The organism is Dermacoccus sp. Tok2021 (genome assembly GCF_019895135.1).
Taxonomy (GTDB): Bacteria; Actinomycetota; Actinomycetes; order Actinomycetales; family Dermatophilaceae; genus Dermacoccus; species Dermacoccus abyssi.
The window spans coordinates 13854-28043 of sequence record NZ_JAGTHU010000029.1 but is presented as its reverse complement, the minus strand read 5'-3'; the positions used below and the strand labels follow the sequence as shown (position 1 = coordinate 28043).

General features: G+C 69.1%; 19 protein-coding genes. 11 read left to right on the top strand and 8 right to left on the bottom strand.

Annotation, left to right across the window (positions count from 1 at the left end; translation table 11 throughout):
* On the bottom strand, positions 1-195 hold a 195-nt coding region (locus K9D12_RS13585; protein WP_129665025.1), incomplete at its 3' end, for a hypothetical protein.
* Between the two features lie 131 nt (positions 196-326).
* Between K9D12_RS13585 and K9D12_RS13580 the strand changes: the two genes are divergently transcribed.
* The 5 genes from K9D12_RS13580 (at position 327) to K9D12_RS13560 (ending at position 3911) form a co-directional block, all read left to right on the top strand.
* On the top strand, positions 327-1070 hold the full coding sequence (locus K9D12_RS13580) for an SDR family oxidoreductase (RefSeq protein WP_223060495.1): 744 nt from the start codon (positions 327-329) through the stop codon (positions 1068-1070).
* Between the two features lie 169 nt (positions 1071-1239).
* On the top strand, positions 1240-2166 hold the full coding sequence (locus K9D12_RS13575) for a DMT family transporter (RefSeq protein ID WP_225911303.1): 927 nt from the start codon (positions 1240-1242) through the stop codon (positions 2164-2166).
* Between the two features lie 37 nt (positions 2167-2203).
* Positions 2204-3163 (top strand): 1,4-dihydroxy-2-naphthoyl-CoA synthase, encoded by a 960-nt coding sequence (locus K9D12_RS13570; protein ID WP_047312417.1) that lies wholly within the window; start codon positions 2204-2206, stop codon positions 3161-3163.
* A 71-nt stretch (positions 3164-3234) separates the two neighbouring features.
* On the top strand, positions 3235-3585 hold the full coding sequence (locus K9D12_RS13565) for a multidrug efflux SMR transporter (protein WP_047312416.1): 351 nt from the start codon (positions 3235-3237) through the stop codon (positions 3583-3585).
* Positions 3582-3911: a multidrug efflux SMR transporter gene (locus K9D12_RS13560; RefSeq protein WP_047312415.1), complete on the top strand. Its 330-nt coding sequence runs from the start codon at positions 3582-3584 to the stop codon at positions 3909-3911. Before K9D12_RS13565 ends, K9D12_RS13560 begins: the two co-directional genes overlap by 4 nt.
* A gap of 87 nt (positions 3912-3998) precedes the next feature.
* Here the strand turns inward: K9D12_RS13560 and K9D12_RS13555 are convergent, their stop codons facing one another.
* Entirely contained in the window at positions 3999-4820 is an 822-nt protein-coding gene (locus tag K9D12_RS13555) for an SDR family NAD(P)-dependent oxidoreductase (protein WP_223060494.1), read from the bottom strand.
* 16 nt (positions 4821-4836) lie between these two features.
* The gene (locus K9D12_RS13550) at positions 4837-5340 is read right to left on the bottom strand and encodes a DUF4188 domain-containing protein (RefSeq protein WP_223060493.1); all 504 of its coding nucleotides are present in this window, start codon (positions 5338-5340) and stop codon (positions 4837-4839) included.
* A 64-nt stretch (positions 5341-5404) separates the two neighbouring features.
* Between K9D12_RS13550 and K9D12_RS13545 the strand changes: the two genes are divergently transcribed.
* On the top strand, positions 5405-5983 hold the full coding sequence (locus K9D12_RS13545) for a TetR-like C-terminal domain-containing protein (protein WP_223060492.1): 579 nt from the start codon (positions 5405-5407) through the stop codon (positions 5981-5983).
* 6 nt (positions 5984-5989) lie between these two features.
* Here K9D12_RS13545 and K9D12_RS13540 read toward each other — a convergent pair whose 3' ends face one another.
* Positions 5990-6439: an SRPBCC family protein gene (locus tag K9D12_RS13540; RefSeq protein WP_223060491.1), complete on the bottom strand. Its 450-nt coding sequence runs from the start codon at positions 6437-6439 to the stop codon at positions 5990-5992.
* A 157-nt stretch (positions 6440-6596) separates the two neighbouring features.
* On the opposite strand from K9D12_RS13540, the gene K9D12_RS13535 reads away from it, so the two are divergent.
* The 3 genes from K9D12_RS13535 (at position 6597) to K9D12_RS13525 (ending at position 8804) form a co-directional block, all read left to right on the top strand.
* Positions 6597-6959, top strand: a complete 363-nt coding sequence (locus tag K9D12_RS13535) for a TraR/DksA family transcriptional regulator (protein WP_129665039.1) — start codon at positions 6597-6599, stop codon at positions 6957-6959.
* Between the two features lie 79 nt (positions 6960-7038).
* A complete protein-coding gene (locus K9D12_RS13530; protein ID WP_223060490.1) occupies positions 7039-8043 on the top strand; it encodes an o-succinylbenzoate synthase in 1005 nt (334 codons plus the stop codon).
* Between the two features lie 83 nt (positions 8044-8126).
* On the top strand, positions 8127-8804 hold the full coding sequence (locus K9D12_RS13525) for an SDR family oxidoreductase (RefSeq protein WP_223060489.1): 678 nt from the start codon (positions 8127-8129) through the stop codon (positions 8802-8804).
* 88 nt (positions 8805-8892) lie between these two features.
* Here the strand turns inward: K9D12_RS13525 and K9D12_RS13520 are convergent, their stop codons facing one another.
* Positions 8893-9660: an inositol monophosphatase gene (locus K9D12_RS13520; RefSeq protein ID WP_129665061.1), complete on the bottom strand. Its 768-nt coding sequence runs from the start codon at positions 9658-9660 to the stop codon at positions 8893-8895.
* Positions 9661-9825: 165 nt separating this feature from the next.
* A complete protein-coding gene (locus K9D12_RS13515) occupies positions 9826-10506 on the bottom strand; it encodes a DedA family protein (RefSeq protein ID WP_223060498.1) in 681 nt (226 codons plus the stop codon).
* A gap of 68 nt (positions 10507-10574) precedes the next feature.
* Between K9D12_RS13515 and K9D12_RS13510 the strand changes: the two genes are divergently transcribed.
* Positions 10575-11315, top strand: coding sequence for a TrmH family RNA methyltransferase (locus tag K9D12_RS13510; protein ID WP_223060488.1), 741 nt, complete (start codon positions 10575-10577; stop codon positions 11313-11315).
* Positions 11316-11409: 94 nt separating this feature from the next.
* Positions 11410-12516, top strand: coding sequence for a class II fructose-bisphosphate aldolase (gene fbaA / locus K9D12_RS13505; RefSeq protein ID WP_255573102.1), 1107 nt, complete (start codon positions 11410-11412; stop codon positions 12514-12516).
* 79 nt (positions 12517-12595) lie between these two features.
* Here the strand turns inward: fbaA and K9D12_RS13500 are convergent, their stop codons facing one another.
* Positions 12596-13414 (bottom strand): energy-coupling factor ABC transporter ATP-binding protein, encoded by an 819-nt coding sequence (locus K9D12_RS13500; protein WP_223060487.1) that lies wholly within the window; start codon positions 13412-13414, stop codon positions 12596-12598.
* Complete coding sequence (cbiQ, locus tag K9D12_RS13495; protein ID WP_223060486.1) at positions 13411-14190, bottom strand: cobalt ECF transporter T component CbiQ; 780 nt, start codon at positions 14188-14190, stop codon at positions 13411-13413. The genes K9D12_RS13500 and cbiQ overlap by 4 nt, the downstream gene beginning before the upstream one ends.

The following is a 14190-nucleotide window of genomic DNA, read 5'->3' as shown; positions in this document are numbered from 1 at the left end:
GCCTCGTCGTCGGGCCTGACGCAGCGCGCCGATGAGCGTGATGACCGCTCCGATCGCGATGACGGCCCAACTCGCGAGGATCATCAGGCCGGCGCCGATGTTCGCCCCGATCACCTCGTCGTTGCGGTTGCTGTACTCGCCGAGCCCCCACAGGCACAGGCCGACGACGATGACGGCGATTCCGATACGGACCATGGCTCCCCTTCAGGCGTTGAGTTCATCGCCTGCGGAGGATCGCGCGGCGCACAGTTCCGACCGTACTCATCTGCAGCCCTCCACCGCGGACCTGAGCGCTCATTGTGGAGACCACGCGACACAATGAGCCCATGACGAATCGCAAGGTGGCAGTGGTGACGGGTGCGAGCAGCGGCATCGGGCGGGCCAGCGCCCGCGCGCTCGCGGCGAAGGGCTACGAGGTCGTGTGCGCGGCCCGTCGTCTCGATCGCATCGAGGAACTCGCTCGCGAGATCGACGGCCGCGCCGTCCAGTGCGACGTGACGAACCGCGAGGACGTCGAGCGTCTCGCCGCCGAAGCCGGGCCCTGCGTCGACGTCCTCGTCGCGAACGCCGGGGGAGCGTTCGGCACCGACCCCGTGGCGAGCGCCGACCTCGACGACTGGCGTCGCATGTACGAAATCAACGTGCTCGGCACGCTCTCGACGATCCAGACGACGCTGCCCGCCCTCGAAGCGGCGCACGGCGTCATCATCACGATCGGCTCGACGGCCGGGCTCGTCTCGTACGAGGGCGGCGGCGGGTACTGCGGCGTCAAGCATGCGGTGCGCGCCATGATGGGCTCGCTGCGCCTCGAGCTGTTCGACAAGCCCGTGCGCGTGTGTGAGATCGACCCGGGCATGGTCAAGAGCGACGAGTTCGCGCTCGTGCGCTTCGACGGTGACGAGGAGAAGGCCGCAGCCGTCTACGCGGGAGTCGAGGCGCCCCTGACGCAGGAGGACATCGCGGACGCCGTCACGTACATCGCGGAGCTGCCCGAGCACGTCAACATCGACCAGATGGTCGTGCGCCCGCGCGCTCAGGCGGCCCAGCACAAGGTGTTCCGCACGTCTTGACCGGCGCGCCCGACGCGCGTTCCGCCCGCCGAACTGCTCGGCGGGCGGACCCTCTTCCAACGCGGCATGCCGCGGCTCTACGGTGGGTGAATGCGGCCCGGTCGGTTGGCCGCATTCATGACTGATCGGGTCCACGCGTCGGCCCGAAGCGCTCTCAGGAGGTGGCTCGTTGTCGACCCCACGTCTGCGCACCCGGGGCGGCACAGCCCCCGCGGTGCTCATGGTCATCGGATCGTGCACGTCGCTGCAGTTCGGTGCCGGCCTCGCCGTCCAGCTCTTCCCGGAGATCGGCGCCGCGGGCGTGACGACGTTGCGTCTCGGCTTCGCCGCCGTGCTTCTGCTGCTCGTCACTCGCCCGAACCTGCGCTCCTGGACGAAGCAGCAGTGGCTCGCCGTCGTCGCGTTCGGCCTGTCGTTGGCCGGCATGAACGGCCTGTTCTACGAGGCGATTGCGCGCATTCCGCTCGGTCCGGCCGTGGCCATCGAGTTCCTCGGCCCGCTCGGTCTCGCGGCGGTGCTCTCGCGCAAGCTGCGCGACTTCGCGTGGATCGGCCTCGCCCTCGCCGGCGTCGCGATGCTCGGTCTCGACGACGTGGGCGGCTCGCTGGACCCGGTGGGCGTCGCGTACGTGCTCGGCGCGGGCTTCTTCTGGGCCCTCTACATTCTGGCGAGCGAGCGCGTCGGCTCGCTCCTCGACGGTGCGGGTGGTCTGGCGATGGCACTCGTCATCGGCACGCTCGCGATCATGCCGTTCGGTGCTCCCGGGGCCGTCGAGGGCCTCACGGACACCCACTTCTTCATGCTGGCGCTCGGCGTCGGCATGCTGTCGTCGGTCATTCCGTACGGCTTGGAACTTTCTGCGCTGCGCCTGTTACCGAAGGCGGTGTTCGGGGTGCTGCTGGCGCTCGAGCCCGTCATCGCGGCGCTCGCCGGGTGGCTGTTGCTCGATCAGGGTTTCGGCACGGTCAGCGCCCTCGCGGTGGCGCTCGTCGTCATCGCCGGCGCCGGCTCCGCCATCACTGCGTCACGCTCGGCCAGCACCATCACGCCGCCGGAGGACACCCCCGACGAGGTGACGGCGTCCGTTCACGCGTGACGCACCACGCCGAGGAGGCACCGATAGGCTGACCGGCGTGAGTGACGAGACGCAGAAGCAGCCGGGCAACCCGTTCGACCCCACGGCCTGGAAGGTCGTCGAGGGGTTCGAGGATCTCACGGACATCACCTACCACCGCAGCGTCGAACTCGGCTGCGTGCGCGTGGCGTTCGACCGCCCTGAGGTGCTCAACGCGTTCCGCCCGCACACCGTGGACGAGCTGTACCGCGTTCTCGACCACGCGCGTCGCACGCCGGACGTCGGCGTTGTCCTCCTCACGGGCAATGGCCCCGGCCCCGAGGGCACCGGCAGCGCCGGCAAGTGGGCGTTCTGTTCGGGCGGCGACCAGCGCATCCGCGGCCGCTCGGGTTATCAGTACGCGGCCGACCACGACGGCGACCAGACGGCGTCCGGCGTCGACGAACTGCGCGTCAAGGCCGAGGGTGGGCGTCTGCACATCCTGGAAGTGCAGCGCCTCATCCGCACGATGCCGAAGGTCGTCATCTGCCTCGTCAACGGGTGGGCAGCCGGTGGCGGCCACAGCCTCCACGTCGTCTGCGACCTGACGATGGCCTCCCGCGAGCACGCGCGTTTCAAGCAGACCGACGCCGACGTCGGTTCGTTCGACGGCGGCTACGGCTCCGCGTACCTCGCGAAGATGGTGGGCCAGAAGTTCGCGCGCGAGATCTTCTTCCTCGGCCGCACGTACACGGCCGACGACATGCACCGCATGGGCGCGGTCAACATCGTCAGCGCGCACGACGAACTCGAGTCGGATGCCCTCCAGGCGGCCCGCGAGATCATGAGCAAGTCGCCGCAGGCGCAGCGCATGCTGAAGTTCGCGTTCAACCTCTCCGACGACGGCCTCATGGGCCAGCAGGTCTTCGCCGGCGAAGCCACGCGCCTCGCGTACATGACCGACGAGGCTGTCGAGGGGCGCGACCAGTTCCTCGAGAAGCGCGACCCCGACTGGTCGGGCTTCCCCTGGTACTTCTGATCGGCATTTCGTACTGCCCTGTCGGACAAGCGAACCAGCGAGAAATCGACGCCGAGGGAGACACTGGAGCGGTGAGAGCATGGTGGTTGCTGGCCGTTGCGGTCGCGTGTGAGGTCTCCGGTTCGCTTGCCATGAAGGCGGCTGTCGATGTGCCCGCCTGGTACGTCCTCACCGCCGTCGGGTACACGGCGTCACTCGCTCTGCTCGCGCTCGTGCTGCGTACGGGAATGACCGTCGGCAAGGCCTACGGCATCTGGGGCGCCACGGGCGTCGCACTCACCGCCGTTCTCAGTGCCGCCATCTTCGGTGAACCTCTGACGCCCCTCATGGACCTCGGCGTGCTCCTCGTCATCGCAGGTGTTCTGCTCGTCGAGTTCGGATCGCACCCCAAGGCGAGCGACACGGTGGAGGCAGCGTCGTGAGGTGGGCTTACCTGGCGGTCGCCATCATCTGCGAGGTGACGGCAACCCTTTCGCTGCGGCAGGCCACCGTCACCGGGCGTCGGCGCTGGTACGCCTCCGTGGTGGCGGGATACCTCGCCGCGTTCACCCTGCTCGCCCTGACGCTGGCCGCAGGCGTCCCGCTCGGCGTCGCCTACGGAACGTGGGCCGCCTGCGGCGTCGCGCTCACGGCGCTCGCGAGCCGCGTGCTCTTCGACGAGCCTCTCACCCGGACGATGTGGGTCGGCATCGGCTGCATCGTCGTGGGTGTGCTGCTCATCGAGCTCGGCGCCAGCGGCGCGCACTGAGCCGGCTTTCCTCTCGCGGGGACCAACGCCAGTGTGGCGAGCCCGAAGGCATCGTCGCTCGCTGCGGTGCGGGGTCGGTCGAGCCGATCAGGCCTGCGTCCAGGGCGTCGTCATACCGAGAACCCGCGAGCCGTCGAGGTCGCCGAGCGACACCCCGGCGAACGTCGCGGCAGCGTCGCTCGTCTGCCAGCGGAAGCGGTACTCGTCGGCGAGGGCCGCGCCCGCTATCGCCTCGCCGGCGCTCTCCGCCGACTGCGCGTTCGCGAACGCGCCCGCCGTGCGCGCGAGGTAGGCGTCGAGCTGTTCCTGATACGGTCCGCCGTCGATCTTCTCCACGTTGTCGACGAACTGGGTTGCCACGGCAGCCGGCTCGATGACGGAGACGCGAACGCCGACGTGAGCGGCGACGGTCGAGAGCGACTGCATGAAGCCTTCGACGGCGAACTTCGCGGCGCAGTACGCGTCGGCGAACGGCTGTCCGACCACGCCGCCGACGGAGGTGACCGAGACGATCGTTCCGCGTCGTGCCTCGCGCATGTGCGGGAGGACGGCCTGCGTCAGGGCGACGACGGAGAAGTAGTTCGTCTCCATCTGCTCGCGCACGACATCCATCGAGAGGGTCTCCGCGGTGCCGACGCAGCCGCGACCGGCGTTGTTGACGAGGATGTCGAGGCGTCCGTGATCGCGCACGACCCCCTCGACGAAACGGGCGTTCGCGGCATGGTCGGTGACGTCGAGTTCACGGATGTCGAGTGTGACGTCGGCGCCGGCCGCCTCCTCTTCGAGCGCGACGGCGCGCTCCTTCGAGCGGACCGTTGCGACGACGGTGCACACCGCCTTCGCGAGGGCCACGGCGGCGTGCAGGCCCATACCGCTGGAGGTTCCGGTGACGACGGCGACGCGATTCATGCCCCCAGTGTGAGCCCTATCGGATCTCGCCGTCAGCGGCGTCCACAGGTGCCCCGGTCTGCGCCAGGCGCTGACGGGCCGTTGCCAGGCCCGGTCCGACCGGGACGGTTCCCAGCGCCTTCCCGAGGCCGAACTCGGGCATGTTGACGTACACCGACTCGTACCCCTTGGGCGGGCACACGTAGGTCTCGTGCCAGATGCCCACGTGTCCCTCACGCCCGAGCTTGCGGAAGTCGCGCCACGGCTTGAGGTGGGGAGCGTCGGCGTTCGCGGCGAAGGCGTGAAGGTGCTCGGGGGAACGCCAGTACTGCACCGAGATCGTGGTGCGCCCGAACCACTGTTCGTGGTGGAGCAAACCGGCGTCCGGGTCCCGCACGAGGTGGTTCAGCATCCGGGGCATCGAGACGGCGACAGGCCCCCAACGGTCAGGGCGCCACAGCGAGTTGAAGCGCATGCCGATGAGGAAGACGGTGACGTCGCCGTCCGTCGTCGCCGTCGTGCGAGCAGTGTTGATGGTCATGGCAGCCTCCGGTCGCCGAGTTCCGTAACACTGTTATAAAACGATGTTTTGTTACCGTCGTCAAGTGCCTCGACCCAAGACCTACGACGACGCCGACCGTGCGCGGATCGTCGAACGCGCTGCCCGTGTCATCGCGACGGAGGGCGCCTCGGGACTCTCGTTGCGCTCCCTTGCCGCCGACTCCGGCGTCTCGACCACGGCGGTCTACTCGCTCATCGGGGGTAAGGACGACGTCATCGCAGCCGTCGTTCACGAGGCCACTCTGTCGTTCGCCACAGCGCAGGCGAATGCCGTCACGGGCGAGGATGCCCACACCGACTTCAGGCGTCTCGGCGTCGCCTACCGGGCATGGGCGATCGAGCATCCGAGCCTGTACGCCGTCATCTTCACCGGCCGCGCAGGCAGTGCCGGCGAGACGCACGAAGCGGCGGCATTCGAGCCCCTGCTCGACACCGTGACGCGATTGTCGGAGGCGGGGCGACTGCACGGCGACGACCCGCAGGCGGCGGCGCTCGCCATCTGGGGCTCGGTGCACGGCGCCGTGTCGCTCGAACTCGAACTGTGGCCCGCTCAGCCGAAGGCGGAGTCGGCTCGCGCGTTCGACGTCATGCTCGACGCCGTCGAACGCGCGTGGGTGCGCTGACGCGCTTCACGCGGTGCGGGTCGACGTCTGCGCTTCGCAGTAGTCGCGAAGCTGTGCGGCTTCGGCGTTCAGCTTCTTCTCGAGCAGCGGGCCGCTCATGGACGCGTTCACCTTGGCGAATGTGCTGTCCATGCGCAGCAGGAAGTGGACAGCGACGTGACGCTCGTCCACCTGGCGCAGCGTGTACTCGAACGTGACGCCGCCGCCGGTGGTCTCCGCGGAGTACGTGAGGCGCTCGTTCGGCTGGTAGTCGTGGATCGTGAGACGCTGATTGTCGAAGCGCCACCAGGCCTGGGAGGCGCTGTACCGAGCGCCGGGCCCGGGGGCCGTCGTACCGTCCTCAGGTTTCACGTCGGTGAGGTCATCCATCCACTTCACCCAGTTCTGCGGGTCGCCGAGCGCGGCCCAGACCGTCGCGAGGTCCGCGTGAATTTCCTGCGTTGTCGAAAACTCCATGACGATTGCTCCCTGAGATGGTCGTTCCCCGATGACAAGAACCTAAATGCGTATGACGCGCCGTGACGCGGTCGAAGGCGTTGTTCACCAGAACGTCACCCGGACGGCGGCCGACCTCCCACGTGGTTCGACTGCGGCGCCTGTCTACGCTGACGGGATGACGTTCGATGCACGCGCCGCGCTGCTCGCCAAACGTGCCGAGACGACGCAGCGCCTCAAGGGGCTCGACGAGAGCTTCGCCGACATCGTCGAGTCGGTGCGCGACAGCAACCTCGACGACGAGCACGATCCGGAGGGCTCGACCGTGGCCGTTTCACGCGCCCAGGTCGCGTCGCTCGCGCAGGAGGGGCGCGAACAGCTGCGTGAAATCGAGGCGGCCCTGCGGCGTCTGGACGACGGCGCGTACGGCACCTGTGCCCGCTGTGGTGGGCCAATCGGCGATGCGCGCCTCGAAGCGCGGCCGACAGCGACGCTGTGCATCGGCTGCGCGCAGCAGGAGAACGCGAGCCCGCGCCGATGACGCCGGGCAGCCACGTTCGCACTGGAGCGGGCGTCGGGTCCCACGGGCCGCGCATCTGACCTGGTCCTAGGCTTCGATCATGGCGTTGCCCCCGCTCTCCGACCTGCTCGACGGCCTCAAGGTCGTCTCACTGCCGCTCAACACGCGCTTTCGCGGCGTGCAGCACCGCGAGATCGCCTACATCGAGGGGCCGTGCGGCGTGGGGGAGTTCGCCCCGTTCCTCGAGTACGAGCCGGACGAGGCATCACGATGGCTCGCGGCCGCCCTCGAGGCTGCATACGTGGGGTGGCCCGAGCCGGTGCGTGACGTCGTCGCCGTCAACGCCACCGTGCCGGCCGTCCCGGCGGCCGACGTGCCGCGGGTGCTCGCGCGCTTCGACGGCTGCTCGACGGCCAAGGTCAAGGTGGCGGAGAAGGGGCAGGCGCTCGACGACGACGTTGCCCGCGTCGCCGCGGTGCGTGACGGGCTGGGGCCCGAAGGCAGAGTGCGCCTCGACGCGAACGGCGGCTGGGGCGTCGACGACGCCGTCGCAGCCATCACGCGGCTCGCGGCCTTCGACCTCGAATACGTCGAGCAGCCCGTCATGCCGGTCGACGACCTGGCGCGCGTGCGCCGAAGCCTCGCCGCATCGGGCGTCGACGTGCGCATCGCCGCCGACGAATCCATCCGCAAGGCCGACGACCCCCTGCGCGTCGTCGAACTCCATGCCGCTGACCTCGCCATCGTCAAGGTTGCACCGCTCGGCGGGGTGACGGGCGCGCTGCGCATCGCGGAGCAGACGGGCCTGCCCATGGTCGTCAGTTCCGCGCTCGATTCGAGCCCCGGCATGGCGGCGGGCCTGGCGCTCGCGGCCGCACTGCCGGGGCTCGAGCACGCGTGTGGCCTCGGCACGATCAACCTGCTCGACGGCGACGTCGTCGAGCGATCGCTCGTGCCGGTGGGTGGCAACCTCACAGTCGCTCAGATCGACGACGCGCGTGCGCTCGACCCAGAACGCCTCGAGCGTTACCGGGCGAGCGCCGAGAGCGAGGCGTGGTGGCGCGAGCGCGTCGCCGCGAGCTACGAGGTGCTGGCCGCCCATTGAGCGAGCGAATTGACGGCGTGGGCATAAAGACGGCACCGTCGCCGTTGTCAGGAAGGACCAACGCAATCGACCGAGGAGGTCCCGTGGCACACGTCGGAATCGTCGGAGGACACGGCAAGATCGCACTGCTCACCGCACCGTTGCTCGTCGAGGCAGGGCACGACGTGACGTCCATCGTGCGCAACCCTGACCACGTGGGCGACGTCGAGGCGACCGGAGCCACTGCGCTCGTCGCCGACATCTCCGCCCTCAGCACCGAGGAGATCAAGGAGCTCTTCACCGAGCAGGGCTTCGACGCTCTCGTGTGGTCGGCCGGTGCCGGAGGAGGTGACCCGGAGCGCACCATCGCCGTCGACCGCGACGCCGCGATCCGCACGATGGACGCTGCGTCCGCCGTCGGGCCCGAGCGCTACGTCATGGTGTCCTACCTCGGCGCATCGCTCGATCACGGGGTGCCCGAGGACAACGACTTCCACACCTACGCCCAGGCGAAGGCGGAGGCGGACGAGCACCTGCGCGGCACGTCGCTGAAGTGGACGCTCGTCGGGCCGACGTCGCTGTCGCTTGACGAGCCGAGCGGTTCGATCGAGATCACGACGACGCCCGGCGACGTGAAGGCGTCGCGCGCCAACGTGGCCCGCGTCATCGCCGCGGTGCTCGCCGACGACTCCACGATCGGCAAGGCGCTGCCGTTCACCGACGGTGACGTGCCGATCGCCGAGGCCGTCGCCCAGGCGCCGGCGTCTGAGCGGCTCGCCTGAGCGTCCACCCAGGAAAACCCGCGATGACGACGAAGGGGCGAGGACCGTGGTGGTCCTCGCCCCTTCTTCTGTCTTCGCTGGCGCCGAGTCAGAGGTGTGAGCGCAGGCGCTCGTGCAACTGCGGGTCGGCGGCGACGAGCAGCGGCGTCGGAGTGCGCTCGAAGCGCGGGTCGTAGTCGGTGCCGTCGGCGTAGGCGGAAACACCACCCGATTCGCGGATGAACAGCGCGCCGGGTGCGTGGTCCCAGGGCTTCGTCGTGACGTAGAGGATGTAGTCGGCGCCGCCGGAGGCGATCTGGGGGTAGTCGACGGCACAGCACACCCAGGAGAGCTTGAGCGGCGGCAGGCCGTCGAGCGACTCACCGACGCGGGTGGGGCGCGACGTGACGCCCTGGGCGACCTCGCCGACGGTGCGCGGGGCGATGCGCTCGCCGTTGCGGAACGCCCCTGCGCCCTTCTCCGCGACGTAGGCGACTCCGTGCTGCGGCTGCCACATCCAGCTGCGGACGACGTCGCCGCCGCGCATCTCGGCCACCATGACGCCGTGGTCGGGGGAGCCGTGGACGAAGTTCTTCGTGCCGTCGACCGGGTCGACGGTGAACCAGTGATCGGCGTGCTCGGTTCGGTCGAGGATGCTCGGGTCGGCGGCGACCGCTTCCTCGCCGACGATGAGTGCGTCCGGGTAGGCGTCCAGAAGGCGGGCGGTGATGGCGACCTCGGCCTCGCGGTCGGCGACCGTCACGAGGTCGCCGGGGTTCTTCTCCATGACCTCGTGTCGGGCGAGAGATTCGAATCGGGGGTTGATGAACTCGTCGGCGGCTTCTTGCAGCATGGTCAGGACGGCCTGGGTATCCACACGTCCGATCCTAGTGGCCCCGGTGGGCCCGCGATGTCGCCGTCGTGAGCGTGCAACACGGAACGACGGCCTCTCCCGAACCGTGTCGTATCGCGCGAGAAAACCTCAGGCCCCCGAGAACCTTCTCGGGGGCCTGAGGTCGAGCCGCACAATGCGGCGAGGAAGTCAGTTCGTCGGGTCGTGGTCGATGATGTCGCCGGCTTCCTTGACGAGAGCCTTGGTGCGACGGCGGTGGGCGAACCACTCGTAGGCCATCGGCAGCACGCTCACGAGGACGATGGCCATGATGGCGATGTCGATGTTCTTGCCGAGGCCGGGGAAGGCCTTGCCGAGGAAATACCCGGCGAACGTGATGGAGAAGACCCACAGCACGGCGCCCACGGCCGACCACGTGAAGAAGCGCTTGCGCTCCATGCGGCTGGCGCCGGCAACGACGGTGATGAACGTGCGCACGATGGGCACGAATCGGCCGATGACGAGGGCCTTGTTGCCGTGCTTGTCGAAGAACGCGTTGGTCTGTTCGAAGTATTTCTTCTTGAGGATCTTGCCGTCGCGTTCGTACAGCGGTGTGCCGAGCAGGCGTCCGAGTTCGTAGCCGACGACGTTGCCGAGGAACGCTGCGATGCACAGCGCGGGCAGCGAGACGTAGAGCGGGATGTCGAAGCCGCTCGTCGCCGACGTCGCGGTGAACATGCCGATGGCGAAGAGCAGGGAGTCGCCGGGAAGGAGCGGGAAGAACAGTCCGCACTCGACGAAGACGATGGCGAGGGAGACCCAGAAGAACGCTCCGCCGAAGTGGCTGAGGAGGTAGTTCGGGTCCATGAAGTCGGGGCCGAGGGCATGCATCACGTTGTCGAGCGTACCGGGGTGGCCGGTGTGGGGCCTGTGAGCAACGCCGCGGCGGTGAGGGGCAAATGAGAGGTTCGCGCGGGCCGCCGGGGCGGCCACTACCCTTGACGCTCGTGGGTGAAGCGATCGAGGAACGTCCGGATCACGTCGTCGGGGTCGGACCGTGGCAGGGGCCGTGGCCGCTCGATGACGACGGTGAACTCGACGCTCGCTTCGACCCGGAACTCCTGCGTGACGGCGACCGCCGCAACGTCGAGGACCGGTTCCGATACTGGCGCCACGACGCCATTGTCAGGCACCTCGACGAGTCGCGGCACGACTTCCACGTGGCGGTGGAGAACTGGGAGCACGACTTCAACATCGGCTCCGTCATCCGCACGGCCAACGCGTTCAACGCCAAGGCGTTCCACATCGTCGGCCGGCGCCGGTGGAACCGCCGGGGCGCGATGGTGACCGACCGGTACCAGCACGAGATGCACCACACGTCGGTCGACGACCTGCTCACGTGGGTGGCGACCGCGGGCCCGGCTGACGCCGCGGGTAACGCGACGCGCATGCCCGTCTACGCCATCGACAACGTCGCGGGCAGCGTGCCCCTCGAGACGTTCGACCTGCCGCGACACTGCGTCCTGCTGTTCGGTCAGGAGGGCCCTGGCGTCAGCGCGGAAGCGCTCGAGAAGGCCGACGCCGTTCTCGACATCGCGCAGTTCGGCTCGACGCGCTCGATCAACGCCGGCGCCGCGGCCGCCGTCACGATGCACGCCTGGATCCGTCGGCACGTGTTCGGCCAGCGCATCGGCGAATGACCCCGCAGTGTCAGTGTCCGAAAGCTGAGCATCGCTGCTCACTCCTCGGCCCGTCCGGCGCCGTAACGCCCACGTCCGTGTGGTGCGTGAAAGGATGAATCGGACGGCCGTGCCAGCACCCGGTACGGCCCGCGAACCGCAGATCGACAAGGGAGTGGACATGCCCATCGCAACCCCCGAGGTTTACCGCGAGATGCTCGACCGTGCGAAGCGTGAGGGCTTCGCGTACCCGGCCATCAACGTTTCGTCGTCGCAGACGCTGAACGCCGCCATCCGTGGTTTCGCCGAGGCCGGTTCGGACGGCATCATCCAGGTCTCCACCGGTGGCGCCGAGTACTTCTCGGGCCCCACGGTGAAGAACATGGTCACCGGCGCCCTCGCGATGTCGGCCTTCGCCCACGAGGTGGCGAAGAACTACGACGTCAACATCGCGCTGCACACCGACCACTGTCCGAAGGACAAGCTCGACAGCTTCGTCCGCCCGCTCGTCGACGCCTCGATCGAGCGCGTCAAGGACGGCGGTCAGCCGTACTTCCAGTCGCACATGTGGGACGGTTCGGCCGTGCCGCTCGAGGAGAACCTCGAGATCGCCAAGGAGCTGCTCGACAAGTGCCAGCAGGCGAACATCATCCTCGAGATCGAGGTCGGTGTCGTCGGCGGTGAAGAGGACGGCGTCGACAACGAGATCAACGACCAGCTGTACTCCACGCCCGAGGACGCCATCGCCACGGCCGAGGCTCTCGGCGCCGGTACCGACGTGTACTACATGACCGCCCTCACCTTCGGAAACGTGCACGGCGTCTACAAGCCGGGCAACGTCCAGCTGCGCCCGTCCGTGCTCAAGGACGCGCAGGACGCCGTCAAGGCCAAGTTCTCCGAGGCCGAGGACAAGCCGTTCCACCTCGTCTTCCACGGTGGCTCGGGCTCGTCGGAGGAGGAGATCAAGGAGGCCGTGTCGTACGGCGTCGTCAAGATGAACGTCGACACCGACACGCAGTACGCCTTCACCCGCCCGATCGCCGGCTGGATGCTCGGCAACTACGAGGGCGTCCTCAAGATCGACGGCGAGGTCGGCAACAAGAAGCAGTACGACCCGCGCGCCTGGGGCAAGGCTGCCGAGGAGGGCATGGCCAAGCGCGTCGTCGAGGCGTGCGAGCACCTCGGCTCCGCCGGCAAGAGCCAGGGCGCCAAGAAGGCCTGACGCCTCACCCGAGTCGTTCGACGCGAGCGGCCCGTCCACGAACAATCGTGGGCCGGCCGCTCGTTTCGTTGTGCGGCGTTCAGCGGTGGAGGGCTGCCGCCAGAACGTCAGCGCGGGAACGCGGGCGGTCGGCTGCCGAGACGGGGAGGCCTGCGGCGTCGAGCAGGTCCGCCTGCCACGGTCGATCGAGCTGCGCGTGACGCAGGAGGTCGGCGTCGCCCAGGAGGGCGCCGGCGTCGTCACTGACAGCACGCCCGGCGTCGAGCAGCGTGACGATGTCGGCCCACTCCCACACGAGCGCCATGTCGTGGGTCGACAGGACGACGGTCGTGCCCGCGCCTTCGAGCCGCTCGAGACACGCGAGGAGAGCAGCGCATCCGGCGGGGTCGAGGCCGGCCGTCGGCTCGTCGAGCAGGAGGAAGCGCGGTTGCATCGCCACGGCGCCGGCGAGGGCGACGCGTTTGCGCTGGCCGTACGAGAGGTGATGCACGGGGCGGGTGAGCAGCTCGGTGATGCCCAACAGTTCAGCGGTCTCTGCCACCCGCGCACGGACGGCGTCGGGGTCGAGTCCGAGGTTGGTGGGGCCGTAGGAGATCTCGGCGTGGACATCGGCGGAGAAGAGCTGATCGTCCGGATCCTGTAGGACGAGCTGCACGGCGCGGCGGTGGGCGGTGAGTGCTGTGCGCTTGAAGTTCAGGGGCGTCTCGTCGACGAGGACCTCGCCGGCGGTGGGCCGCAGGCTGCCGCTCAAGGTCCGCAGGAGCGTCGTCTTGCCCGCACCGTTGGCGCCGATGAGCGCGAGGCGACGGCCCGCCTCGACCTCCACGTCGGCGTCGCGCAGCACCCACGCGTCGCGGCCGTACCGGACGCTGACCCCGTGCAGGGCGAGCGCACTCATCGGGTCATCACCGCGACGACGCCGAGCGCGAGGACCACGCAAGCGCTGAGGCCGACGAACGGCACCGAGACGTTCTGCGCTCGGGGCGTGACGACGAGCGCGCCGTCGAAGCCGCGCCCTTCGAGCCCTTCGCCGAGACGCTGAGCCCGCACCCAGGCCGTTCGGAGCGTGGCGGACAGCAACGACGCGACGCTGGCCCGGGCGATGCGCGCCGATGCGTACCCAAGGCGGGCCTCCTGCGTCGTGCGGACGTTGCCTGAGACGTCGAGGAGGACGAAGAGCATTCGGTAGACGAGGCCCGCGATCTCCACCATCGTCGCGGGCACCTTGGCGCGACGGGCCGCCGTCAGGAGGTCGGTCATCGGGGTGGTGAGGGCAAGCATCATGAGGGCCGAGGCCGCCGCGAGTGAGCGGCCGACTGTCTCGACGGAACGCTCGATCGACGCCGGCGCCGACCAGAACGGGCCGAACGACCACACGGCGTCAGGAGCGGGGTGGCCGATCGACACCGCGGCAGCGAGTGCGCCGATCACGATGAACGCCACCGGCAGCGTGAGCACGCGCGAGGCGAGCCTCGGTTCGACGCGGGCGCCGACGAGGATGGCGACCAGGCAGACCACGACGAGGGCGGCGTGGAGCCAGGGCGCCCTCGTCACCATCGCGACGACGAGCAGGCCGAGACTGAGTACCGCCTTCTCGAGAACGGAGCGATCGCGCCACCGGTTGCTCCAGGCGGCGCGATCGACGGCCGGGCCGGAGCCCGTCCTGGCTCCCAC